The 22,052-nt window shown below is 72.4% G+C and carries 16 protein-coding genes; 6 read left to right on the forward strand and 10 right to left on the reverse strand.

Annotated elements, in window-relative coordinates:
- Positions 1-300: 300 nt before the first annotated feature.
- Both hutI and Nocox_RS10575 read left to right on the forward strand, forming a co-directional pair.
- A complete protein-coding gene (gene hutI / locus Nocox_RS10570; protein ID WP_020541796.1) occupies positions 301-1,509 on the forward strand; it encodes an imidazolonepropionase in 1,209 nt (402 codons plus the stop codon).
- 13 nt (positions 1,510-1,522) lie between these two features.
- Entirely contained in the window at positions 1,523-2,401 is an 879-nt protein-coding gene (locus Nocox_RS10575) for a DegV family protein (RefSeq protein ID WP_020541797.1), read from the forward strand.
- Here the strand turns inward: Nocox_RS10575 and Nocox_RS10580 are convergent.
- Positions 2,382-2,564, reverse strand: coding sequence for a hypothetical protein (locus Nocox_RS10580; RefSeq protein ID WP_219495597.1), 183 nt, complete (start codon positions 2,562-2,564; stop codon positions 2,382-2,384). The two genes, Nocox_RS10575 and Nocox_RS10580, sit on opposite strands and share 20 nt — an antisense overlap.
- Before the next feature lie 276 nt (positions 2,565-2,840).
- Here Nocox_RS10580 and Nocox_RS10585 point away from each other — a divergent pair, with 276 nt between their 5' ends.
- The 3 genes from Nocox_RS10585 to holA all read left to right on the forward strand — a co-directional run bounded on the left by Nocox_RS10585 (position 2,841) and on the right by holA (position 7,897).
- The gene (locus tag Nocox_RS10585; RefSeq protein WP_246649765.1) at positions 2,841-3,980 is read left to right on the forward strand and encodes a ComEA family DNA-binding protein; all 1,140 of its coding nucleotides are present in this window, start codon (positions 2,841-2,843) and stop codon (positions 3,978-3,980) included.
- A 325-nt stretch (positions 3,981-4,305) separates the two neighbouring features.
- A complete protein-coding gene (locus Nocox_RS10590; RefSeq protein ID WP_157382894.1) occupies positions 4,306-6,837 on the forward strand; it encodes a ComEC/Rec2 family competence protein in 2,532 nt (843 codons plus the stop codon).
- Between the two features lie 88 nt (positions 6,838-6,925).
- A complete protein-coding gene (holA, locus tag Nocox_RS10595) occupies positions 6,926-7,897 on the forward strand; it encodes a DNA polymerase III subunit delta (RefSeq protein WP_026214049.1) in 972 nt (323 codons plus the stop codon).
- A 157-nt stretch (positions 7,898-8,054) separates the two neighbouring features.
- Here holA and Nocox_RS10600 read toward each other — a convergent pair whose 3' ends face one another.
- The 7 genes from Nocox_RS10600 to Nocox_RS10630 all read right to left on the reverse strand — a co-directional run bounded on the left by Nocox_RS10600 (position 8,055) and on the right by Nocox_RS10630 (position 19,410).
- The gene (locus tag Nocox_RS10600) at positions 8,055-10,442 is read right to left on the reverse strand and encodes an ExeM/NucH family extracellular endonuclease (RefSeq protein WP_020541804.1); all 2,388 of its coding nucleotides are present in this window, start codon (positions 10,440-10,442) and stop codon (positions 8,055-8,057) included.
- A gap of 81 nt (positions 10,443-10,523) precedes the next feature.
- Positions 10,524-11,228 carry an ABC transporter ATP-binding protein gene (locus tag Nocox_RS10605; protein WP_051112489.1) on the reverse strand — a complete coding sequence of 235 codons (705 nt, stop codon included), beginning with the start codon at positions 11,226-11,228 and terminating at the stop codon, positions 10,524-10,526.
- The gene (locus Nocox_RS10610) at positions 11,218-12,147 is read right to left on the reverse strand and encodes an ABC transporter ATP-binding protein (protein ID WP_020541806.1); all 930 of its coding nucleotides are present in this window, start codon (positions 12,145-12,147) and stop codon (positions 11,218-11,220) included. Before Nocox_RS10610 ends, Nocox_RS10605 begins: the two co-directional genes overlap by 11 nt.
- A gap of 32 nt (positions 12,148-12,179) precedes the next feature.
- On the reverse strand, positions 12,180-14,765 hold the full coding sequence (locus Nocox_RS10615) for an FtsX-like permease family protein (protein ID WP_020541807.1): 2,586 nt from the start codon (positions 14,763-14,765) through the stop codon (positions 12,180-12,182).
- A complete protein-coding gene (locus Nocox_RS10620; protein WP_020541808.1) occupies positions 14,762-17,812 on the reverse strand; it encodes an FtsX-like permease family protein in 3,051 nt (1,016 codons plus the stop codon). The genes Nocox_RS10615 and Nocox_RS10620 overlap by 4 nt, the downstream gene beginning before the upstream one ends.
- A 195-nt stretch (positions 17,813-18,007) precedes the next feature.
- On the reverse strand, positions 18,008-18,277 hold the full coding sequence (gene rpsT / locus Nocox_RS10625) for a 30S ribosomal protein S20 (RefSeq protein ID WP_020541809.1): 270 nt from the start codon (positions 18,275-18,277) through the stop codon (positions 18,008-18,010).
- 134 nt (positions 18,278-18,411) lie between these two features.
- Positions 18,412-19,410, reverse strand: a complete 999-nt coding sequence (locus Nocox_RS10630; protein ID WP_020541810.1) for a glycoside hydrolase family 18 protein — start codon at positions 19,408-19,410, stop codon at positions 18,412-18,414.
- A gap of 14 nt (positions 19,411-19,424) precedes the next feature.
- Between Nocox_RS10630 and lepA the strand changes: the two genes are divergently transcribed.
- Entirely contained in the window at positions 19,425-21,296 is a 1,872-nt protein-coding gene (lepA, locus tag Nocox_RS10635; RefSeq protein WP_051112490.1) for a translation elongation factor 4, read from the forward strand.
- 20 nt (positions 21,297-21,316) lie between these two features.
- Here lepA and Nocox_RS10640 read toward each other — a convergent pair whose 3' ends face one another.
- Together Nocox_RS10640 and Nocox_RS10645 are read right to left on the reverse strand one after the other, a co-directional pair.
- Positions 21,317-21,736 carry an acyl-CoA thioesterase gene (locus Nocox_RS10640; protein ID WP_020541812.1) on the reverse strand — a complete coding sequence of 140 codons (420 nt, stop codon included), beginning with the start codon at positions 21,734-21,736 and terminating at the stop codon, positions 21,317-21,319.
- Positions 21,733-22,029: a hypothetical protein gene (locus Nocox_RS10645; protein WP_020541813.1), complete on the reverse strand. Its 297-nt coding sequence runs from the start codon at positions 22,027-22,029 to the stop codon at positions 21,733-21,735. Before Nocox_RS10645 ends, Nocox_RS10640 begins: the two co-directional genes overlap by 4 nt.
- Between the last annotated feature and the right edge of the window lie 23 nt (positions 22,030-22,052).

The raw sequence follows: 22,052 nt of genomic DNA on the forward strand, positions 1-22,052 counted from the left end.
ATGACTGAAGGTGTCAAAGTCGTCAGCGGGGGCCGCGTGAACGAGGTGGGGCTGGGTGACGGTTGGGATGTCTGGTCTTTCTTCCGAATAACCCTGTACACCGGCCCGATATGTGAAATAACGTAACTGAACTGAAATCGCCGGATCATGACTCCGGCGATACGGTCACCGCACAACAAACGCGGATGAGAGCAGGAGACCCCCCATGTCGTCCGGACCCGGAGCGGACTCAGTGGGCGCGGCACAGGCCGTGCGCTGGGCCATGCGCTCGCGCGGGGGCTCGCGCAGGGCGGTGATGCGGTGACCGTTCGACTCCTGACCAACATCGGCCGCCTCTGGACCGGCAACGAGGTCCTCAGCAACGCGGCCATCCTCGTGCACAACGACCGCATCGCGTGGGTCGGGCGGGCGCCCGACCTGCCGCAGAGCGTGCCCGGGGTCGTCGACGACATCGTCGACGTCGACCACGTCGAGAACCTCGGCGGCGCGCTGGTCACGCCCGGCCTCATCGACGCCCACACCCACCCGGTTTACGCCGGCAACCGCTACGCCGAGCTGGCCATCCGCACCGGCGGCTCCAGCGCCGCCTCCATCACCGCGGCGGGCGGCGGCGTCGGCTCGACCGTCACCGTGACCCGCGGCACCGACCCCTGGACGCTGTGCAACGGCGTACGCGAGCGGCTGCGCGGCTGGCTGCTCAGCGGCACCACCACCGTCGAGGCCAAGACCGGCTACCACCTCACCCGCGACGGCGAGCTCGCCGACGTGCGGCTCCTGCGCGAGCTGGAGAAGGAGCCGATGATGCCGCGCGTGCACGTCACGTTCCTCGCGGCGCACGTCGTGCCTCCCGAGTACTTCGGCCGCCAGCGCGAATACGTCGAGGCCGTGGGCGCCTGGTGCGCCGACGCGGCCGCGGCCGGCGCCGACAGCGTCGACGTCTACTGCGACGAGGGCCACTTCACCACCGAGGAATCCCGCTGGGTCCTCGCCTCCGGCCGCAACGTCGGCCTGCTGCCGCGCATCCACGCCGGCCTCTTCGCCCGCCGCGGCGCCGTCCAGCTCGCCGCCGAGCTCGGCTGCGCCTCCGCCGACGGGCTGCACCACATGTCCGACGAGGACATCGCCATCATGTCCCGCTACGGCGTGCCCGCCGTCGTCTGTCCGGCCACCGCCCTCCAGCGCGGCCACCTCCCGCCGGTCCGCCAGATGATCAAGCACGGCGTGCAGATCGCGCTCGGCAGCGACCACAACCCCGGCTACTGTGGCATCACCTCGATGTCGCTGGTCATCGCCATGGCGGTGTCGGCGTTCGGGATGAGCGTCAACGACGCGCTGCGGGCCGCCACGCTGGGCGGCGCGACCGTGCTCGGCGCGCCCGACCGCGGCGTCCTCGCCCCCGGCCGTCTGGCCGACATCGTCCAGTGGGACGCCGACCACGAGGGCGCCTTCGCCTGGTCCTTCGGCCTCAAGCCGCGCCGCGTGTGGCGGGGTGGGACGCCCGTTCAGTAGTTAGTCTCGGGGTATGCCGTCTGTGCCCCGCATCGCCGTCGTGACCGACTCGACCGCTTGCCTGGCTGGTGAGGTGGACGGGGTGACGGTGGTCCCGATCACGATGATCGTCAGCGGCACCCCCTACGACGACCCCACCCCCACCTCACCCTTGGGCTCAGCCTCGTCCGTGGGCTCCGCTTCCGCTTCCGCTTCCGTCTCGGTCTCGGTCTCGGCCTCCACCTCTCGTCCCTCGCCCGCCCGCTTCGCCGCCTGCTACGCCACGCTCGCCGAGTCCGGCGCAACCGCAGTCGTCTCAATCCACTTATCAGCCGAAATGTCGGGCACCGTCGACTCTGCGCGCGTGGCAGCCCGCGACGCCGCCATCCCGGTCGAGGTGATCGACAGCCGTTCCATAGGAATGGGCCTCGGCTACGCGGTCCTGGCCGCCGCACGCGCCGCCACCGCCGCGGACACGTCATTGGAGACGGTGACCTCGGCCGCCCGCCGGTGCGCCACGTCCACGCGAACGTACTTCTACGTCGACACCCTGGACAACCTGCGCCGCAGCGGCCGCATCGGCGCCGCCGCCCGCCTCCTCGGCTCCGCCCTCATGATCAAGCCTCTCCTCCACATCGTGGACGGCCAGATCTCTCTCCTGGAGAAGGTCCGCACCGCCACACGCGCCATCGCCCGCCTGGAGGATCTGGCGGTGCAAGCCGCCGGTGACGGGCCTGTGGACCTGGCGGTCCAGCACCTGGCCGCCCGCCCCCGAGCCGAAGCCCTGGCAGAACGCCTCCGCAAGCGCCTCCCCGCCCTCGCCGACCTCCAGGTGGTCGAGGTCGGGCCAGTGATCGGCGTGCACGTCGGCCCCGGCATGCTCGGCCTCACCATCACCCCCCACACCCCCTGAACACCCACTCCTGCCGGGCCCGCTCCTGCCGGGCCCGCTCCTGCCGGGCCCGCTCCTGCCGGGCCCGCTCCTGCCGGGCCCGCTCCTGCCGGGCCCGCTCCCGCCTGGCCCGCTCCCACCGGGCCCGCTCCCACCGGGCCCCGCCAACTGAGCCTGTGCTCACCAGGCATGCGTTCAGCGGGCCTGAGTTGACTGGGCCTGCGCCGATGGTCTGTGGTCACCGGCCTGCGTTAGCTGGGCCTGTGCTCACCGGGCCCGTGCCAACTGCGCCCGCTCCAGAAGCGCCCGCCGAAGCGGCACCGGACCTTGTGGACCCGGCGGGCCCTCGTGACCCGCCACGCAGCCTTCTATCCACAGGCCGGTGCCTCCGTCGTCACCGCTATCCCCAGAACGCGGTTCGGCCCTTCGCCTCGCCCGGCACAGCCCTACCGTCTCTGCCGTGCGAACCCCCGATCCGACCGCAGAACGGGCCATAGCCGAATCCCGGCTACGGTCGATCACCAACCCTCGACGCCGCCCCCGCCGCCTTTTCCCCTACCGCAGCACACCCGGCGACAGGATGCGCCACGACCTGCACAACCTCACCACCCAAGGCCAGCAGCTCGCCAAGGACCGCACACCCCGCACCCGCCCCCAGCGCGATAACGCGCCTCTTCACCCAACCAACTCACCACTCCCCATCCACCGCCCTCAAGACGTCCCCGCCGTGGACACCACCCCTGACGGCGCCGCCTTCGCCGCATACGACGATGGCACCTTCTACTCCGATCTTGACCCCTCGAGCCCTTACGACCACGACCATGACCCCAATCCGGACATCGCCGGATTCCCGCTCATCGCCGACGACGCCGACCCTCGCGCCTTTCCCCTGTCCGACAGCGGCAACCAACGCCTCACCTCATCGCCGCGCCATCCCAGCACCGGCACCGGCACCGGCACCGGCACCGGTCCCGCCCCCATCCCTCCTTCCTTCCAGGCGTTTCGTGCCGCCCTGGCCTCCAGGGCCCCGTCTCTCGATCCGGGGAGGCCGGGCCTCCGAGTGCTGCTCGCCATCGGAGCCCTCGCGGTAGCTGTCGCGGTCTACTTCGTCTGGCAGTCACAGCCAACCCCGCAACCACTGCCGCCTCCCCGCCCGGCCACCTCTGCAACACCCACCGCCGCCGCCACCAAACTGACCGTCCACGTCACCGGCAAGGTCCGCAAACCAGGCGTCTACCTCCTCCCCGCAGGCACCCGAGTGGCCGATGCGGTGACAGCCGCCGGCGGTCCTACCCGTACCGCCGCCACGGGCTCCCTCAATCTCGCCAGACGCCTGATCGATGGCGAGCAGATCGTCGTAGGAGCCCCAGGAGCATCCGCTGCCGCCCCCGGTGCGAGCCCAGCAGACCCCATCCTCGACCTGAACGCGGCGACCACCGATCAACTCGAAGAACTCCCAGGCGTCGGCGAAGTGCTCGCCGCCCGTATCGCTGAGTTCCGCACCGCTCACGGAGGCTTCACCAGCGTCGAGCAACTACGCGAGGTCTCCGGCATAGGCGTACGCAAGTACGCGGAAATCAAGCCCAAGGTGCGTGTCTGACATGCCCGCGACTGGACCACCTCCGCCCTGCACGCGCTCATCAGCGCGTACGTCACGAGAGGACTCACCAGACGCCTCCAGCGGCGAGCACGGGCCGAACAGCGAGCAGAAGCCCTCCTGGCCCCTCATGCTGCCCGCCCTGGCCGCGTGGGGCAGCGCCTTGGTCCTCGTGAGCTGCTCGGCCGCGGTTGGCACGCTCGTCGCCGCCGTCATAACCGTGGCCGCCGGCGTAACTGTCTGGCACACCCGCCCGGCCATCCGCCCCCGCATGCGTCGGGGAAGTCAGGACGCCGCATGCACGACCACCCGCCAACAAGCCCGCCCGATGCCTCGCCGCTCCACGCCTCTCACCACTCAGCAGCCCATCCGCGCGTGGTCTGAAGATCCTTACGCCGACCGCGCCCCCTTCTCTGCTCACGGCCCCTCGTCCGTCACCGCACCCCGGCAACTCCGAGCGGACCGGGCTCGGACACACACCACCAGCGAGCAGCACCCGTGGCGGAACATCGTCATAGCCTCGCTGATCGCCGCCGCCGCGTCCTCGGCCTCGGTCGCCCTGCGGATACACGCCCTCACCACGGGGCCGGTAGCCGATCTGGCGGCCAGGAACGCGACCGTCACCGCCCGGATCGCGATCACCGACGACCCGAGACGCAGACCTCAGCACCATCAAGGTCCGCGGCACTTCAGCCAGGACAGGTACGTCGTCCCGGCCACGCTGAAGACCATCCAGTCGCCTCCCGGCGCAACGACCCGCAACCAGTCGGTCGACGTCCCCGTCGTCGTCTTCGTCGGCGGCCGCGAGTGGGGCGCCCTGCTGCCCAGCCAGCAGGTGGAGGTCACCGGCCGCCTCGCCAGAGCCAACCCGGGCGACCTGCAGGCGGCGATCCTCCTCGTACGCGGGCCACCGCGCGTACTGACGGCCCCTTCGCCCCTCCAGACCGTGGCCGGGAGTCTGCGGGCGGGCCTGCGTACCGCCGCTGACGTGTTGCCTCCGGGCCAGCGCGGGCTCCTGCCCGGCCTCGTGGTGGGCGACGTCTCCCGCATGGACCCCCAGGTGTCGGCCGACCTCAAGGAGACGGGCCTGAACCACCTGAACGCGGTGAGCGGCGCCAACCTCGCGATCGTCGCCGGCGCGACGCTCGCGCTGTCCCGCCTGCTCCGCCTCTCCCTCCCCGTGAGAGCCGTCTTGGCCGCCCTCGCCATGCTCTGCTTCGCGGTGGTGGCTCGTCCCTCGCCGAGCGTCCTGCGAGCGCTCCTCATGGGTCTGGCCGCCTGCGTCGCCCTCGCCACGGGCCGCGCCAAGGACGGGTTCGCGGCGCTCTCGGCGACCGTTCTGCTGCTGACGCTGTTCGCTCCCGAACTGGCCCGCTCCTACGGCTTCGCCCTGTCGGTGGCGGCCACCGCCGGGATCCTGCTCCTCGCGCCACGCTGGCGCGACCGCTGGTCACGGACCACCACGAACAAGGAGGGCGACGGCGAGCGCCGTCCTCCGGAAGGCTCGCGACCACGGGGCCGCCGTCTTCTGCTGCCGCGCTGGCTGGCGGAGGCGGTGGCCGTGCCGGCGGCGGCGCAGGTGGCCGTGACGCCTGTCCTCGTGCTGATGTCGGGTCAGGTGACGCCCGTGGCGTTGCTCGCGAACCTGCTCGTCGCCCCGGCCGTGGCGCCGGCGACGTTGCTGGGGTTCGGGGCGGCGCTCGTCGCGCCGCTCTGGCCGGACGTCGGCGCGCTGCTGGTCGTCCCGGCCGGGTACGCCGTCGGCTGGATCATCACGGTCGCCGGTTGGGCGGTCGACCTGCCGCTCGCCACGGTGCCGTGGCCGAGCGGGCTCGCGGGGCTCGGACTGCTGGCTGTCACGGCGGCCGTGGTGGTGATCGTCCTTCGCCGTCGGGCCTGGCGGGTGGCGGCGTTGACGGTGGCGGGGGCGGCGCTGGTGGCGGTGCTGGTCGCGCGCCCGCTCGTGGGGTCATGGCCGCCGGACCGATGGCTCATGATCATGTGCGACGTGGGCCAGGGCGACGGCATGATCGTCGCGGCCGGAGCCGGGCAGGGCGTGGTGGTGGACACCGGCCCGGATCCGATCGTCATGGACAAATGCCTGCGAATAGCCAGGATCAACGACATACCGCTGCTCGTGCTCACGCATCCGCATGCCGATCATGTCGACGGCCTGCCAGGGGCCTTGAGGAATCGGCGAGTGGGCGCGGTGGTCATCAGCTCCCGGCGTACGAATCCGCAGGCGAGCGCCCGCATCTCGGCCGACCTGGCGCGCCGCCGCATCCCCGAATGGGCGGCGGCGCCGGGAACCACCTGGCGGTTCGGGCCGTCGGAGGTGAGCGTCGTCGCTCCCGAGGCCGGCGGAGGCCCGATGCACGGCCAGGGGGAGGGAAGCACGATCAACAACGCGAGCGTGGTGCTGTGGGTGCGCTGGCGGGCGGGGTCGATGCTCTTCGGCGGCGATCTGGAGACCGAGGCCCAGGACGAGCTGTTACGCCGGCATCCCCTCCGGGCCGACATCCTCAAGACGCCCCACCACGGGTCCAATCGTCAGTCACCGGACTTCCTCGCCTCGCTGGGGGCACGGGCGGCGCTGATCAGCGTGGGAGCCGACAACGACTACGGCCACCCCGCGCCGTCCACGCTCGCCCTGCTGCGGCGCATCGGCGCCACGCCCTACCGGACCGACCGATCGGGCGACCTCGCCGTGGTGGAGCGCGACGGCGGCCTGGCGGTCGTGGCGCGCGGCGATCCCAGGGCGTCGGAGGTGTACGATCCGCGCCCAGGTGACCATGGAGGAAGGCCGCCTGGGGAGGAGTTGAGGCGCGGTCACGCCTTGCGCAGACGGCGTGGCTTCTGACCCGCCTTCACCCGTGCGGCGTGCGTCCAGGCGCTGGGTGTGAGGTTCGAGTACCCGGTTGCCGGTGGTGCATGGCATGCTGCCAGGCATGGCGTCAACCGATCCAGCACCTGTGACCCTGGTCCTCGGCGATGAGGAACTGCTGGCCGAGCGGGAGGTGAGTGGCGTCGTCGCGGCGGCTCGGGCCGTCGATCCTGGTGTCGAGGTGCACGACCTCGTCGGCGGCAAGGTGACGACGGGGGAGCTGACCCAACTGACCTCGCCGTCGTTGTTCGGCGATCGGTCGGTGGTGGTGATCCGGAACGCGCAGGATCTGCCCAAGGACGTGATCACGGAGATCGTGACGTACGCCAAGCAGCCGTCCGACGACACCGTGCTCGTGCTGGCCCACCCCGGCGGGGTCAAGGGGAAGGCGCTGGTCGACGGGGTCAAGAAGGCCAAGGCGGCGGTGATCACGGTCAGCAAGGTCACCAAGGCGGGTGAGCGGCTCGACTTCATCAAGGGGGAGTTCAAGCGGGCCGGGCGCGGGATCGCTCCGGACGCGGCGCAGGCGCTGCTCGACGCGGTGGGCAACGACCTGCGGGAGCTGGCGGCCGCGTGCAGCCAGTTGGCGTTCGACACGGACGACAGGACGATCGGCATCGCGTCCGTGGCGCGCTACCACAAGGGGCGGGCGGAGGTCAGCGGGTTCAACGTGGCCGACTCGGCCATCGAGGGGCGGCTGGCGGAGGCGCTGGAGCAGCTTCGGTGGGCGCTCGGCACCGGAGTGGCGCCGGTGCTGCTGGTGAGCGCGCTGGCGAACGGGCTGCGTTCGCTGGCCAAGGTCGCCGGGGCGCCGCGCAACGCCCGGGGGGCGCAGCTCGCCGGTCAGCTCGGCATGCCGCCGTGGAAGGTGGACCGGGTCAAGCGGCAGCTCAACGGGTGGGGGCCGGAAGGGTTGTCGAGGGCCATTCAGGCGGTGGCCGACGCGGATGAGCAGGTGAAGGGCGGGGGAGCGGATCCGGCGTACGCGCTGGAGCACACGGTGCAGGTGATTGTGGCGAGCCGCACCGGCAGGTGATTGTGGCCATCCACGCCGGCAGATGATCGTCGCTGCGTCTGCGTCTGCGTCTGCGTCTGCGTCTGCGTCTGCGTCTGCTTCTGTTTCTGCGGCGGGGGGAGCCCCTTTGCGCCGACGGGGGTAGCCGGCGCAAAGGGGTGGGAATCCGGTCCTCTGGTCAGAGGCGTAGGCCCACCAGGAGCGGGTCGTGGTCGGAGGAGCGGAACGGGTCGGGGGCGTACAGGTAGGGCGGGTTGAACTCGGTGTTGTAGTCCATGAACCGGCCCTCGTCGGCGTTGATGTGCCAGATCGTGGCGCCGGTCACCAGCTTGCGCGCCCCCTTGTCGGCCATCACGTGGTCGAGCTCGCCGGACAGGCCCTCGAAGACGTAGCTGTAGCGGTCGTCCTTCTTGACGTGCTTCTTGCTCAGGCTGGTGAGCCCGGCGTCCTCGAGGACGTGGATCGGGTCCTCCTCGCCGTAGGCGTTGAGGTCGCCGAGGACGAGCGCGTTCGGCAGTTGCAGGCCGTCGATCAGGGCCAGCACCGCCTTCGCCTGCTTGACGCGCTTGGCGTTGTAGCAGCTCTGCCCGTCGCCCTGGTCGGCGTCGTCGCCGCTGGCGGTCTCGTCGCCGTCGGTGCAGCCCTTGGACTTGAAGTGGTTCACCAGCACGGTGAACGTCTTGCCCTTGCCGTCGGCCGCCCCGAAGGTCTGCGCCAGCGGCGGCCGGTTGAAGATCGGGTCGGCCGAGGAGCGCGCCGGGCCGATCGGGGTCACCTTGCCCGGCTTGTAGATCAGCGCGGTCTGGATGAGGTCGGTGCCCGGGTTCGGGTGGGAGATGCCCTTGTACGTGCCCGCGCCGGCCTTGGCGTTGAGGGCGTCGACCAGGGCGTTGAGCGCCACGTCGCCGTTGCGCTCGACCTCCATCAGGCCGGCCACGTCCGGGTCGAGCGTGGTGATGGCGGCGACCAGCTTGGCGAGCTGGCGGTCCCGCTCGGCGGCGTTGGTCGCGCCTCGGGAGCCGAGCGTGGTGAACCAGTTGAGGGTGTTGAGGCTGGCCACCCGTACGTCGCCGCCGACCTTCTCGGGGCGGGCGGGACGCGGGTTCTCGGCGGTGAAGACGACGGGCCGGGTCGGCTGGACGCGGTAGACGCCGAAGCCGTAGGTGATGACGCCGGTCAGGTCCTCGACCTCGTCGCCGAGCCGCACGCTCGCCGCGCCCTCGGTGTGGTACGGCAACGTCGCCGGGTTCTGCGCGTTGGAGCCGTCGTCCAGCAGGATCGTGCGCCGCGCGTCCTTCTCGGGGTCCACGCCCTTGCGGTCGGTCGGCTGCCACAGCCGTTCGTCCTCGGCGAGGGTGATCTCGCCGAACCGGCCGAGGTTGTAGATCTCGGAGGCGGCGAGGTCGTCGGGGAAGGTCACGAGCATGTTTTCGTACCGTTCGAAGGTGACGTCCTTGTGGAGCGGCAGCTTCACCTTGAGGGGCTTGACGGTGCCGGCGCCGCAGACGTTCACGGAGGTGACGGGCGAGAGCTCGGTGAGGCCGTTGAACTCGACGGCCTTGCCGGAGACGAGCACCCGGTCGCCGGCCTTGACGGGCGTGGACGTGAAGGCGAACAGGCCCTCGGAGGTCGCCGGGTCGGCGTCCGGGGTGAGGGACTGCAGGGTGAAGCCGCCGAGGCCGCCGGAGCCCTGGAAGGAGCCGGTGACGACGCCTTCCACCCGGACGTTCTGCCCGGCGAGGGGGCTGGTCTCGCCGCTGCCCTGCACCTGGGAGACCGTGTGCGTGGCCGGGGTGTCGCAGGTGTCAGGGGGAGTGGGCGTCACCGTGGGCGTCACCGTGGGCGTCACCGTGGGGGTGGCCGTCGGGGTGGCCGTGGGAGTGGGGGAAGGGGACGGGTCGGCGCCGCAGGGGGCCGGGGCGGTGGCGGAGTTGCGCGGCGCCGGGGCCGCGGCCTCGAAGTCGGAGCCGTTGTCGTCGGTGTCGGCGCATCCGCCGCTCCTGCGGAAGGCGGCGGTCGCGTTGGTGAGCGCGGGGGCCGGGGCGCCTTCGGAGAAGTTGGCGCTGCCGTAGCCGACGAGGTCGGCGAGCAGCGTGAGCTGCTCCTCCGAGCAGGGCGCCGAGGAGCCGTTGCAGGCCAGGCCGGCGGCGGAGCGGACCAGCGCGACCTTGCCGGCGCTGCCGCTCATGTTGATCGAGCCGGTGCCGTCGGGCTGGGGGAGCGTGCCGCTCGGGGTGCTGCCCGCCGCGAGCTGCACCAGGTGGTACCGGCCGGGGGCGAGGGTGCCGGAGAGCGCGGCCGTGTTGGCGGCGAAGTTCCCGGTGCCGGTGGCGCTGGTGTACTGGACCGACCAGCCGTCCAGCGGTACGGGGGCGTCGCTCCGGTTGAACAGCTCCACGTAGTCGTTGGTGAAGGGGGCGCCGGAGTTGCCGCCTCCGCCGTAGACCTGGCTGATGACCACGTTCGCGGGAGCCGCGGACGCGGAGGTCGCGGGCAGGGCGGCGAACGTGGCGGCGAGGGCGCCGGCCGCTAAGAGGATCGCCGGGACCCGGGGCTTTGCATGCATGTCGGCGAGCGTAAACCGGCAAACCACCAGAACCCTATGTAAAGAGTAGACGAGCCGTGAACTTTCGGACGTAAGCCCCGATCAACCGGCCGGTGCGGCCAGATCGGCCTCGTGGACGACGCCGTCGCTGATCTCCAGGACGCGGTCGGCGAGCGTGATCAGGCTGGGATCGTGCGTGGCGACCAGCGCCGTGACGCCCTCGCTGCGGACGAGCGCCCGCAGCAGCTCCATGATCTGCCGCCCCGTCTGCGAGTCGAGCTGCCCCGTCGGCTCGTCGGCCACGAGAAGGCGGGGCCGGTTCGCCAGGGACCGGGCGATCGCCACCCGCTGCCGCTGGCCGCCGGACAGCTCGAACGGCCGCTGGTTGGCGTGCTGCTCCAGCCCCACCAGGGCGAGCAGCATCCGGACGCGGGCCTCGCGCTCCTCGACGGGCATCCGGGCCAGCCGCATCGGCACCCCGACGTTCTCCGCCGCCGACAGGACGGGGATCAGCCCGAACGACTGGAACACGAACCCGACCACGTCCCGGCGCAGCTCCAGCAGCGCGTCCTCGGACATCGACGTGACATCCTGGCCGGACACCAGCACCCGGCCCGCGTCCGGCCGGTCCAGGCCGCCGATCTGGTTGAGCAGGGTCGTCTTGCCGGAGCCGGAGCGCCCGCGTACGGCGACCAGCTCCCCCGGGCGCACCACGAACGACACCTCCCGCAGCGCCACGACCTCCTTGGGGCCGCTGCGGTAGACCTTGCGCAGCCCTTCCACCACGACCAACGGTTCATCGCTCATCCGAGGGCTCCTCCCGTGCGGGCCACACGCCGATGTGGTCGCTCTCCAGTTCGAGCCGCACCCGGCGCTCCATGTTCAGCGCGTTCATGAAGTCGCGGGGGAGCTGCAGCCGGCCCACGCGGTCGAGCACGGCGTACTCCTCGGCGACGATCTCGCCCTCGGCGCCCTCGCGGCGCAGCGTCTCACTGCTGGTACGCCCGTCGCGGATGCCGATCGTGCGGTCCACCTGCCCGGCCACCATCGGGTCGTGGGTGACGATGACGACGGTCACGCCGAGCTGCCGGTTCGCGGTGCGCAGCGCCTCGAACACCTGCTCCGAGGTCTCGCTGTCGAGCTCGCCGGTCGGCTCGTCGGCGAGGATGAGCTGCGGGGAGTTGGCCAGGGCGACGGCGATGGCCACCCGCTGCTGCTCGCCGCCGGACATCTCGGGGATCCTGCGGCCGGCGCAGGAGGCCACGCCGAGCAGCTCCAGCAGCTCCATGGCCCGGACGCGGTCCTTGCGCGGCACTCCGGCGAGCTTCATCGGCAGCTCGACGTTCTCCCGGGCGTTCAGATAGGGCAGCAGGTTGCGGGCCGTCTGCTGCCAGATGAACCCGACCACCGACCGCCGGTAGCGCAGCCGGTCCTTGGGCGTCATGGACAGCAGGTCCATGCCCGCCACCCGGGCCACCCCGGCGGTCGGGACGTCGAGCCCGGACAGCACGTTGAGCAGCGTCGACTTGCCCGATCCCGACGCGCCGACGATGGCGACCAGCTCGCCCTCGTCGATCACCAGGTCGAGGCCCTGCAACGCGACGACCTCGACGCCTTCGGTCTTGTAGATGCGGACGAGGTTGTCGCAGACGATGTGCGCGTCGCCGCCGAAGACCGCCTTCCCGCGCGTGGCCTTGGCCTCCAGCTCGGACAGGGTGGGATTCATCGCGACTCCTCCTGCGGGGGACGGGGGCACGTTCATGAGAGGTCTCCGGCGCGCAGCGCGGCGCCGAGGCCGCGCCGCCGGTCGAGCGCGGTGTGCGCGTACGCGCCGAGCACCGCGACCAGGGCCAGCCCGGCCGCCAGCGCGCCCGGCGTGAGCAGGTCGGGGGAGTAGCCGCCGACGGGCAGGTCCCCGGCGTACGCGGACAGGTCGACGCCGGGGCCGAGCGCGGCCGGCAGCGCCAGCCCCAGCCCGAACCCGACGAGCGCCGTCACCAGCACCATCGGCAGCACCTCCAGCATGGTGAGCCGCTGAGCCTGCCGGTCCGAGAGCCCGAGCGTACGCAGGAACGCCACCGCCCTCGCCCGGTCGGCGGCCCCCACGACCAGCGACAGGATCACCGCCAGGAGCGCGTAGAGCGCCAGCGCCCCGGTCACCACGACCAGCGTCGTCAGGACCGCGCCGGTGAGCGGATCGTCCTGGATGGCGGCCAGCGCCTCCGCCCGGGACGCGACGGTGGCCGACGGGACCAGCCGGGCCAGCTCGGCCGGCGCGACGTCGCCCTTGATCAGCAGCAGGTTGACGGCCGGCCGGGTCAGCACGTTCAGCGGCAGGACGACGAACTTCCCGCTGGACGCGAAGCCGGGCACCGCGTCGATCGCGCCCGCCACCTTGGCCTTGATCCGCGTCTGCCAGCCGACGTCGAGCGTCCCGCGGTCCCGCAGCTCGGGCGAGACCAGCGCGGACGGTCCCGCGGGCAGCTCGGGCAGGCCGATGGGCGCGCCGGCGAGCAGCCGCCGCCACTGGGCGACGTCCACGGCGATGGCTTCGGCGCGCTCGCTGGAGTAGCCGAGCTGCACCCGCGCGGTCTGGGCGGTCACGACCTGTTCGACGCCCGGCGTCGCGCGGATCCGGTCGATCGTCGCGGCCGGGATCTCGATCGTCGAGGTGATCGTGATGGGCGCGCCCACCTGCTGCCAGGACGCCAGCCGCTGGGTCCCGGTGATGCCGTCCGAGATCACCGCCGCGAACACCGACACGGCGAGCGCGGGCAGCAGGATCAGCACCGGCAGCCCGCCGGCCGCGCGGGCCCGCGCCGCCCGGGTCAGCCCCAGGAACGGCACCGCCGACCTCCCGCGCGCGGCGAGCCGGACGAGCAGCCGCAGCGGGTACGGGTAGCACCGCACCGTGACCAGCGCCGCCGCCAGCGTCAGCGCGATCGGCACCAGCAGCAGGAACGGGTCCAGCCCTGCCTCCGCCGACAGCCCGCGCGCCCGCAGCAGGTACGCCCCCGCCAGCGCGAGCACCACGACCAGCGCCTCCACCGTGATCCGCCGCGCGGAGGGCCGGGCGGCCGCCACGTCGTCGCGCCGCTCGTGCAGCGGCGTCCGGTGGGCGAGCGCCACCCGCGCCGCCCCGAATCCCACGCCCGCGACCAGCACGAACGCCGGTCCGAGATGCGCGAGCGGCAGCACGGGGCCGGGGACGAGGAAGGCGAGGGCGTACCCGGCGAGCGCGGCGGGGACGACCGCCGTCGCGGTGAGCGCCGCGCCCGTTCCCGCCACCTGCCGCAGCGAGCCGCCACGGGCGCGGGCGAGCGCGAGCGCCCGGTCCAGACGGTCGGTGAGCAGCCGCACGCCGAGCACGATCACGCCGAGCGCGACCGCGAGCAGCCCGGCGAGCACCAGGTACATGACGGTCTGCGCGGTGGCCAGCGCCGCCGTGAAGTCGCCGAGCGTCTTGGGCAGCCCGGTCTCCAGCCGGTAGGGGGTGGACGCCGTGGCCTGGAGGCTCAGCACGCGTTCGAACTCGGTGACGCCCGCCTCGATGCCGGGCACGGCGAGCGCGCTCGCGGTCCGCCCGTTCAGCGGCAGCACCCAGCGGTAGGTCAGGTTGCGGGACTCGCCGCTCAGCGCGGTGAGCGCGGCGTCCGAGATGAGGGTCGTGGTGTGGAACTCGAAGTCCAGCTTGCCGGGCGGCTGCAGCTTCGTGACGTGCAGGATGTCGGTGTTGTGGGTCCAGTAGCGGTCGGCGGGGTCCTTGGCGCGGAAGACGCCGACGATCCGCACGGCGGCGTAGTCGCTCTCGCCGAGCGTGCGGGTGTCGCCGACGCGCAGGTTCATCTGATCCAGGGCCTCTTCGACGACGCCCACCTCGAACAGGGGGATCGGCTTCCCCTGGAAGCGCGTGGTGGAGGGCGCGCCGGGCGCGCGGCCCGCCACCCAGTCCACCCGCCGGTCGGCGTCGGACAGCCAGCCCAGGTTGATGTAGGTGTTCCCGCCGGTCCCGGTGACGGGCGTGAGGCTGGTCTTGGCGCTCATGTGCCCGGCGGGGGCGACCAGGGGCCGCAGCGCGGCGGGCAGCAGCGCCCGCCAGCGCCGCTCGCGCTCGGCGAACGCGGCGGGCTCGTGCAGGTCCTCGCGGGGCGAGCGGGACTCGCCCGCCACCGTCAGGTCCGTACGCACCGCGGGCGCGGTGGTCAGCGCGCGTTGCAGCGCCCGGTCGAAGGCCGCCTGCGTGGCCCGGGGCAGCCCCGACACCAGCAGGCAGGCGAGCGCGGTCAGCACGAAGAGCACGACGAGCGCGCCCGCGTGCGCCCGGGCCAGCAGCGGGATCCTCACCGGTCCTCCAGGATCTGCCCGCGCCGCAGGCGCCGCGCCAGCCCGGCGACGATGGCGAACAGCACCGCCGCCACCAGCGCCAGCATCAGGCCCGTGGCGCCCCACGGGATCTCCAGCAGCACGCCGGGCGTGACGGCCGAGGCCTGCCCGGTCAGCACGATGTGCGGCACCACCAGCGCTCCGACGGCCACGGCGAGCCCCGTGCCGGCGGCCAGCGACAGCCCGACGACGAACGCCTGCTCCACGGCCAGCAGCCCGAACATCTGCCGCGAGCTGGTGCCGAGCGCCCGCAACACGGCGAACTCGGCCCTCCGCTCGCGCGCCGCGACGGCCGCGTTCACCAGGAAGCCGAGCGCGGCGAACACGAGGGCCGCGCCGAAGCCCAGCATCAGCGCCCCCTGCAGCCCGCTCGCGAGCGGGTCGTCGCGCAGCCGCGCCGCGAGCTCGCGCTCGTCGACGACGCTGACGTCCCAGCCGGGCTGCTCGCGCAGCACAGCGCGGGCGGGCGCGGGGTCGGCGGCGGCCAGCCACCACTCGGTGGCCGGTCTCGGCGGCTGCGCCGCGCCCAGCTCGTACGCCTGCAACGTCCCCCAGTCGGCCAGCAGCGCCTTCTGCCCGGCCGCGGCCGTCGGCATGCTGTCCACCACGCCCACCACCGTGACCTGGAGCACCCGCCGGTCGATGCTGGCCGGCCCGGTCTGCCCGACGTCCAGCTTGAGCGAGGCGGCGAGGTCGGCGGTGAGCACCACCGGCAGCGGCCCCGGCGCGGCGCCCGGGCCGTAGGCCGCGGCGGCCGGCCGGTCGGTCGCGGCCACCGACAGCGCGGCGGCGGGCACCTCGCGGCCGTCCGCGCTGATCCCGGTCACCTTCACCGTGGCCTCCTCGCGGGACGCGCCCGCGATCAGGCCGCGCAGCGTCAGCGGGTAGCTGATCTTCCCTGACCGCCCGGCCAGCTCGCGCAGGTCGAGCTCCACCTGGTTGCCGCCGGCGCGCAGCGGGCCGAGCGGCAGGTCCCGCCACACGCCGAGCGCGTCGGAGAGCACCAGCCTGGCCGGCAGCGCGGCGTCCGCCTCGGCCCGCACGGTCAGCGTGGCGGGCTCGCCGGGCAGCGCCAGCCCGCCCGCCCGCTGCCCGGCGAGGGCGCGGGACAACCGGGCCACGCTCTGCTCGGACAGGTCGGCCCGCAGGTGGAACAGCTCGCCGAGCCGGGCCGCGTCGAGGCCGAGCAGCAGCGCGCTCTCGCCGCTGACCTCGCTCTGCCCGCGGAAGGCGGGGGAGTGGGCGGTGACGCCGGGCAGTGCCGCGAACGCCGTGCCGCGCCCGAGCGCGCCCAGCTCCGGCCCGTCCGGCGGCCCGGACAGCCGCAGGTCCGCCCCCGCCTGGTGGCGGGCTTGGTCGAGCTGGGAGGTCCGCCAGGTCGCCGCGGTGGCCAGCGAGACCACGCCGATGGCGATCGCCATGGTGAGCAGCAGCGCGGGCCCCGCGTACGTGAGCGGCCGCCTGCTCACCTGCCAGGCTCCCAGCGCGGGGGCCAGCGTCCGCCGCCGCGAGGTGAGCCGGGCCGCGAGCCGCGACACCCGCGGCACCAGCCGCAGGCCCAGCATGCCGCCGGTGAGCAGGGCCAGCGCGGGCCCGGAGATGATCAGCGGGTCGATGCCGAGCCCGCCGCCCGCGGTCGTGGTGACCGGCGCGCCGTAGCGGCGGAGCTGCCAGATCGCGAGACCGGCCACCACCAGCAGCGCGAGGTCCGCGCCCGCCCGCTCGACCAGCCCACGCCCGCCGCCGCGCCCGCGCGCCGACTGCTCCTCCACGTACGTGCGCCGCGCTCCTGCCAGCGCCGGCAGCGCCAGCAGCACGGCCGCGGCCAGCGCCACCGCCGAGGAGACCAGGAACGTGCCCAGATCGGCCGACGGCGCGAGCCGGACGCCCGTGGACCTGATCCACGGCAGCTCGCCGACCAGCGCCAGCAGCGGCGGCCCGAGGAACGGCGCGACGACCGCGCACGGCAGCGCCACCAGCAGCGCCTCGCCACCGGCCAGCGCGGCCAGCCGGCCGGTGCCCGCGCCGCGCGAGCGCAGCAGCGCCACCTCCATGCGCCGGTGCTCGGCCAGCAGCCGGGCCGTGAGCATCAGCGCGTACGCCGCCAGCAACAGCAGCTGCAGCACCGGGATCAGCATCGTCGAGCGCGCCACCAGGGACGCCGTGTCGAGCTGGGTGAGGATCTCGGGCAGCCGTCCCGACGCCACGCAGCTCGGGCAGCCGCCCTCCTTGAGCCGCTCGCCGACCTGGCCGAGCGCGTCCGCCAGCGGGCGCAGCCGCTCCGGCGTGAGCGCGCCGAGGTCGGGCTCGGCGGTCCAGGTGGCGTTGACGCTCGTGGCGAAACGGTCGAGGAAGGTCTCGCGGGGGATCATCAGCGGGCCGTACGTGGTGAAGTCGCCGCGCTCGACGCCCCGGGTGAGCAGCGGCTCGTTCGCCCAGCGCTCGCCCGCGGGGTCAGTGAGCTGGAAGACGCCGACCACCCGCACGGTGACCGGGCGCGGGTCGAGCCGGCCCTTGGTGGTGAACTCGCGGCCGACCTCGAAGCCGGCGGCCGAGGCGGCGGGCAGCGAGAGGGCCGCCTCGACGGCCGGGCCGCCGGGACGCGGCCAGCTTCCCGAGACGAGCCTCGCGTGCCGGTCGAGCCCGTCGTAGCTGCCGAACCTGATCAGCTCGGGCTGCGGCTCGCCGTCCTGGCCCGGCATGACGTAGGAGTCGGAGCGGAAGCTGGTGCCGATCGCCGGGGCGGCGCCGTAGGCGCGGGTGAGCTCGTCGCGGACCGCGCGGTCGTAGGTGGGGAAGGTCTCCCCGGTGACGGGGGCGCTGATGACGGCGGCGGTCTGGCGGAACGAGGCGGTCTCCATCGTCCGGCGGACGCCCGCGTCGGCGATGGAGGAGGCGTACATCGTCAGCGCCACCAGCGTGGTGGTGGCCAGCAGGATCGCCCCGAACGCGGCCAGCAGGAGCAGCGGCTCGCTGAACGCGCGCTTGACGACCAGCGGCCCCCGCATCCGATCCCCCTCTTGTCCGTTGAGTGCACCTTCGGGGAGGGGCCAGGACGCAATCAAGGTGATCTCAGGAACGGTGACTCACCCGATACGGCCGTGTGATATCGAAACCGTGACGAAACCATGGAGAAAACGAGAACGCCGCCCCCTATGGGAGCGGCGTCCGGACAGGCCCGGTGTGCCGGGCCTTGGGTGGCCTTACTTGGCGGCCAGAGCGGCGGCCTGCCTGGCGATGGCCGACTTGCGGTTGGCGGCCTGGTTCTTGTGGATGACGCCCTTGCTGACGGCCTTGTCGAGCTGGCGGGCGGCCACCCGCTGCAGCGCGGCGGCCTGCTCCACGTCGCCCTGCTCGGCGGCCTCGCGGAACTTGCGGACGGCCGTCTTCAGAGAGGACTTGACCGCCTTGTTGCGCAGACGAGCCTTCTCGTTCTGCTTGTTGCGCTTGATCTGGGACTTGATGTTCGCCACGAAGAAGCCTCGGTGAAAGTCTGAGTGATGGATGGGGCGCGCGGGCTCGAGAGAGGGCGCGCCACACACGCAGTTGAACAGATTACCAATAACCCAGGCGGCTCCTCAAATCAACAGCCTGGGCGAACGGGCTGCTACGAGTGTACGGCCATCCAGCCGGTCATGTACTCCCGCCAGTCCTCCTCCGTGGCGGCGAAGTCCACGTACAGGGCCAGGCCGAAGCGTTCGCGCGGGCCGTGCCCGGTCAGCGCCAGGCGGGCGCCCTCGGCGGCGGCGGCGACGCTCTCGGCCGCGTCCAGCCAGGGCAGGCCATGGTCGTGGTAGGCGGGCGCGCCGATGAGCAGGTGCGTGCCCGCCGGCGTCAGGTCCAGGGCCAGTTCCGCCTGGCGGGCGACATGCCCGCCGTAGAGGGACCGCGCGGGGGTGCCGGAGTCGTACGTCATGACGGCGACCTGGTCCACGCGGGCCGCGACCTGCTGGAAGAACCCCGGAGACCAGTACTTGTCGTGGCCGAGCACGGCCCGCGCGGTCAGGCGCAGACCGGGGTACGGCTCGATCTGGGGCACCGACGTGGACAGCAGCCCGGTGTGCCGCCGGGTGCGGTCGAGCAGGTCGAGGAACTCGGTGTCGCCGTCGCCGACGGGCTCGAAGTTGTAGTGGACGCCGTCGTAGCCCTGCTTCATGACGGCGGCCACGCCGGCCAGGACGTTGTCGCGGGACGTGGGGTCGTCGAGGTCGAGGGCGTTCTCGACGGATTGGCCGAGCCAGGCGGAGACGCGGACGTTCGGCAGATACTTATGCATCCACTGGACGAAATTTCGGGCGTTAGGGTACTTGGCGGGATCGAGGCGGCCGTCCTCAGCGAAAGGTCCGGAATGGACGTACACGTCCTTGATCCCCGTCGCGCCCAGCCGCCGCGCCAGCCGCTCGACGTCCGCCTCCCCGCGCCGGCCGTCCACCCACATGTGTCCCAGCCACAGGGCGTCGTCTCCCGTGCTCTTCGCCCACGCGGCCGGGGCACCGGTAAACTGGACGCGGAGCGCGGCGGCGAGCAGGCCGGCCGGCGCGACCACGACGACCAAGGCCAGCGCGAGCAGGCGCAGGCCGCGGCGGATGACGGTCCGGGTAATCATCCGGGCATGTCACCATGGAAGACTGCTTGACCTCAACCCTGTCGAAACGGACTTCGGTGCGCACTCAGCCTGGCCAGACCGACCCCGCGTTGATCCGCAACTTCTGCATCATCGCGCACATCGACCATGGCAAGTCGACCCTTGCCGACCGGATGCTGCAGATCACCGGGGTGGTCGACGACCGCTCCATGCGCGCCCAATACCTCGACCGGATGGACATCGAGCGCGAGCGCGGCATCACCATCAAGTCGCAGGCGGTCCGCCTGCCGTGGGACGGCCACGTGCTCAACATGATCGACACGCCGGGTCACGTCGACTTCACCTACGAGGTCTCCCGGTCGCTCCAGGCGTGCGAGGGCGCGATCCTGCTGGTCGACGCGGCCCAGGGCATCGAGGCGCAGACGCTGGCCAACCTCTACCTGGCCATGAACGCCGACCTGAACATCATCCCGGTGCTCAACAAGATCGACCTGCCCGCCGCGCAGCCGGAGAAGTTCGCCGAGGAGCTGGCCGGGCTCATCGGCTGCGACCCGTCCGACGTGCTCAGGGTCTCGGGCAAGACCGGCGAGGGCGTGCGCGAGCTGCTCGACCACGTGGTGCAGACCATCCCCGCGCCCGTCGGCGACGCCGACGCCGCCGCGCGGGCGCTCATCTTCGACTCCGTCTACGACACCTACCGCGGCGTGGTCACCTACGTCCGGGTCGTGGACGGCCACCTGGGCAAGCGCGAGCGCATCCTCATGATGTCGACCAGCGCCACCCACGAGACGCTGGAGATCGGCGTCATCTCGCCCGAGCCCAAGCCCGCCGACCTCGGCCTCGGCGTCGGCGAGGTGGGCTACCTCATCACCGGCGTCAAGGACGTCCGTCAGTCGCGGGTCGGCGACACCGTCACCTCCGCCGGCAAGCCCGCCCGCGCCATGCTGGCCGGCTACGAGCACCCGAAGCCGATGGTGTTCTCCGGCCTCTATCCGATCGACGGCGACGAATACCCCGAGCTGCGCGAGGCGCTCGACAAGCTCCAGCTCAACGACGCCGCGCTGGTCTACGAGCCGGAGACCTCCGCCGCGCTCGGGTTCGGCTTCCGCGTCGGCTTCCTCGGGCTGCTCCACATGGAGATCGTGCGCGAGCGGCTGGAGCGCGAGTTCGGCCTGTCGCTCATCTCCACCGCGCCCAACGTGATCTACCGGGTCGTCATGGAGGACGGCAAGGAGTTCACCGTCACCAACCCGTCGGAGTTCCCGGCCGGCGGCAAGATCGCGACCGTCCACGAGCCGGTCACCAAGTCCACGATCCTGGCGCCGTCCGAGTTCATCGGCGCGATCATGGAGATCTGCCAGGGGCGGCGCGGCCAGCTCCTCGGCATGGACTACCTGTCGGAGGACCGCGTCGAGATCCGCTACACGCTGCCCCTCGGCGAGATCATCTTCGACTTCTTCGACCAGCTCAAGTCCCGCACCCGCGGCTACGCCTCGCTCGACTACGAGCCGGCCGGTGAGCAGGAGGCCGACCTCGTCAAGGTGGACATCCTGCTCCAGGGCGAGCCGGTCGACGCCTTCAGCGCGATCGTCCACAAGGACAAGGCCTACACCTACGGCGTCGACATGGCCAAGAAGCTGCGCGAGCTGATCCCGAGGCAGCAGTTCGAGGTGCCGATCCAGGCCGCCATCGGCGCCCGGGTCATCGCCCGCGAGAACATCCGCGCCATCCGCAAGGACGTCCTCGCCAAGTGCTACGGCGGTGACATCTCCCGTAAGCGCAAGCTGCTGGAGAAGCAGAAGGAAGGCAAGAAGCGGATGAAGATGGTCGGCCGCGTCGAGGTGCCGCAGGAGGCCTTCGTCGCCGCGCTGTCCACCGAGTCCAGCTCCGACAAGCCGAAGAAGTAGCCTCCCGCCGGCGGGCCCGCTCAGAGGTTCAGCACCTCGGGCGCGCGGGCGAGGGCCCGCCAGCGCGCACCCGGCTCGTCGAGCAGGCGGCGCTCGCGCAGGTCCATGAGGCCGCCGACGCCGGTCAGCTCGGCGGCCAGGGCGCTGTCCCGCACCCGCAGGAACTCCTGCCTGATGCGGAACGTCTTCCCCTCGCCCCACTCGAACGCGCACGTCACGTCCACCTCGTCGCCGCCGCGCAGCTCGCGGCGGAAGCGGATGGTGTTCTCCAGGGTGACCGGGCCGACGCCGGCGGCGAGCATCTCGCGGATCTCGATGCCCGCGGCGCGCAGGCACTCCCAGCGGGCGTGGTCGCCGTACTGGTGGTAGACGACGTTGTTGAGATGGCCCTGCGTGTCGAGCTCGTAGCCGCGTACCGCGACGCGGACGGAGAAGGTCATGCCCGTTCCTCCAGCCACGTGTGCGACTTCGCGGTGAGGTAGCGCAGGCCGTCGTCGCCGAGCTCCACCCACTCGCCGCGCGCCCAGCCCCCCGTGGTCTGCGGGGCGAACCCGTGCCGCTGGAACAGCGCGGACGCCTCCTTCTGCGTGAGCCCGCGCCGGCCCCACTCGCGGATGACCCGCGCGGTGCGCTCGTCCTCGCCGGCCTCCTGTTCGTCGCCGAGCGCCCCGGCCAGCTCCTCCAGGCCGCGCGCGATGGTCCGCAGCGCGTTCTGGATCTTCGGAACGTCCATCGATCGCCTTTCGATCGGTATCG

Source organism: Nonomuraea coxensis DSM 45129 (assembly GCF_019397265.1).
In the GTDB taxonomy this organism is placed as follows: Bacteria; Actinomycetota; Actinomycetes; order Streptosporangiales; family Streptosporangiaceae; genus Nonomuraea; species Nonomuraea coxensis.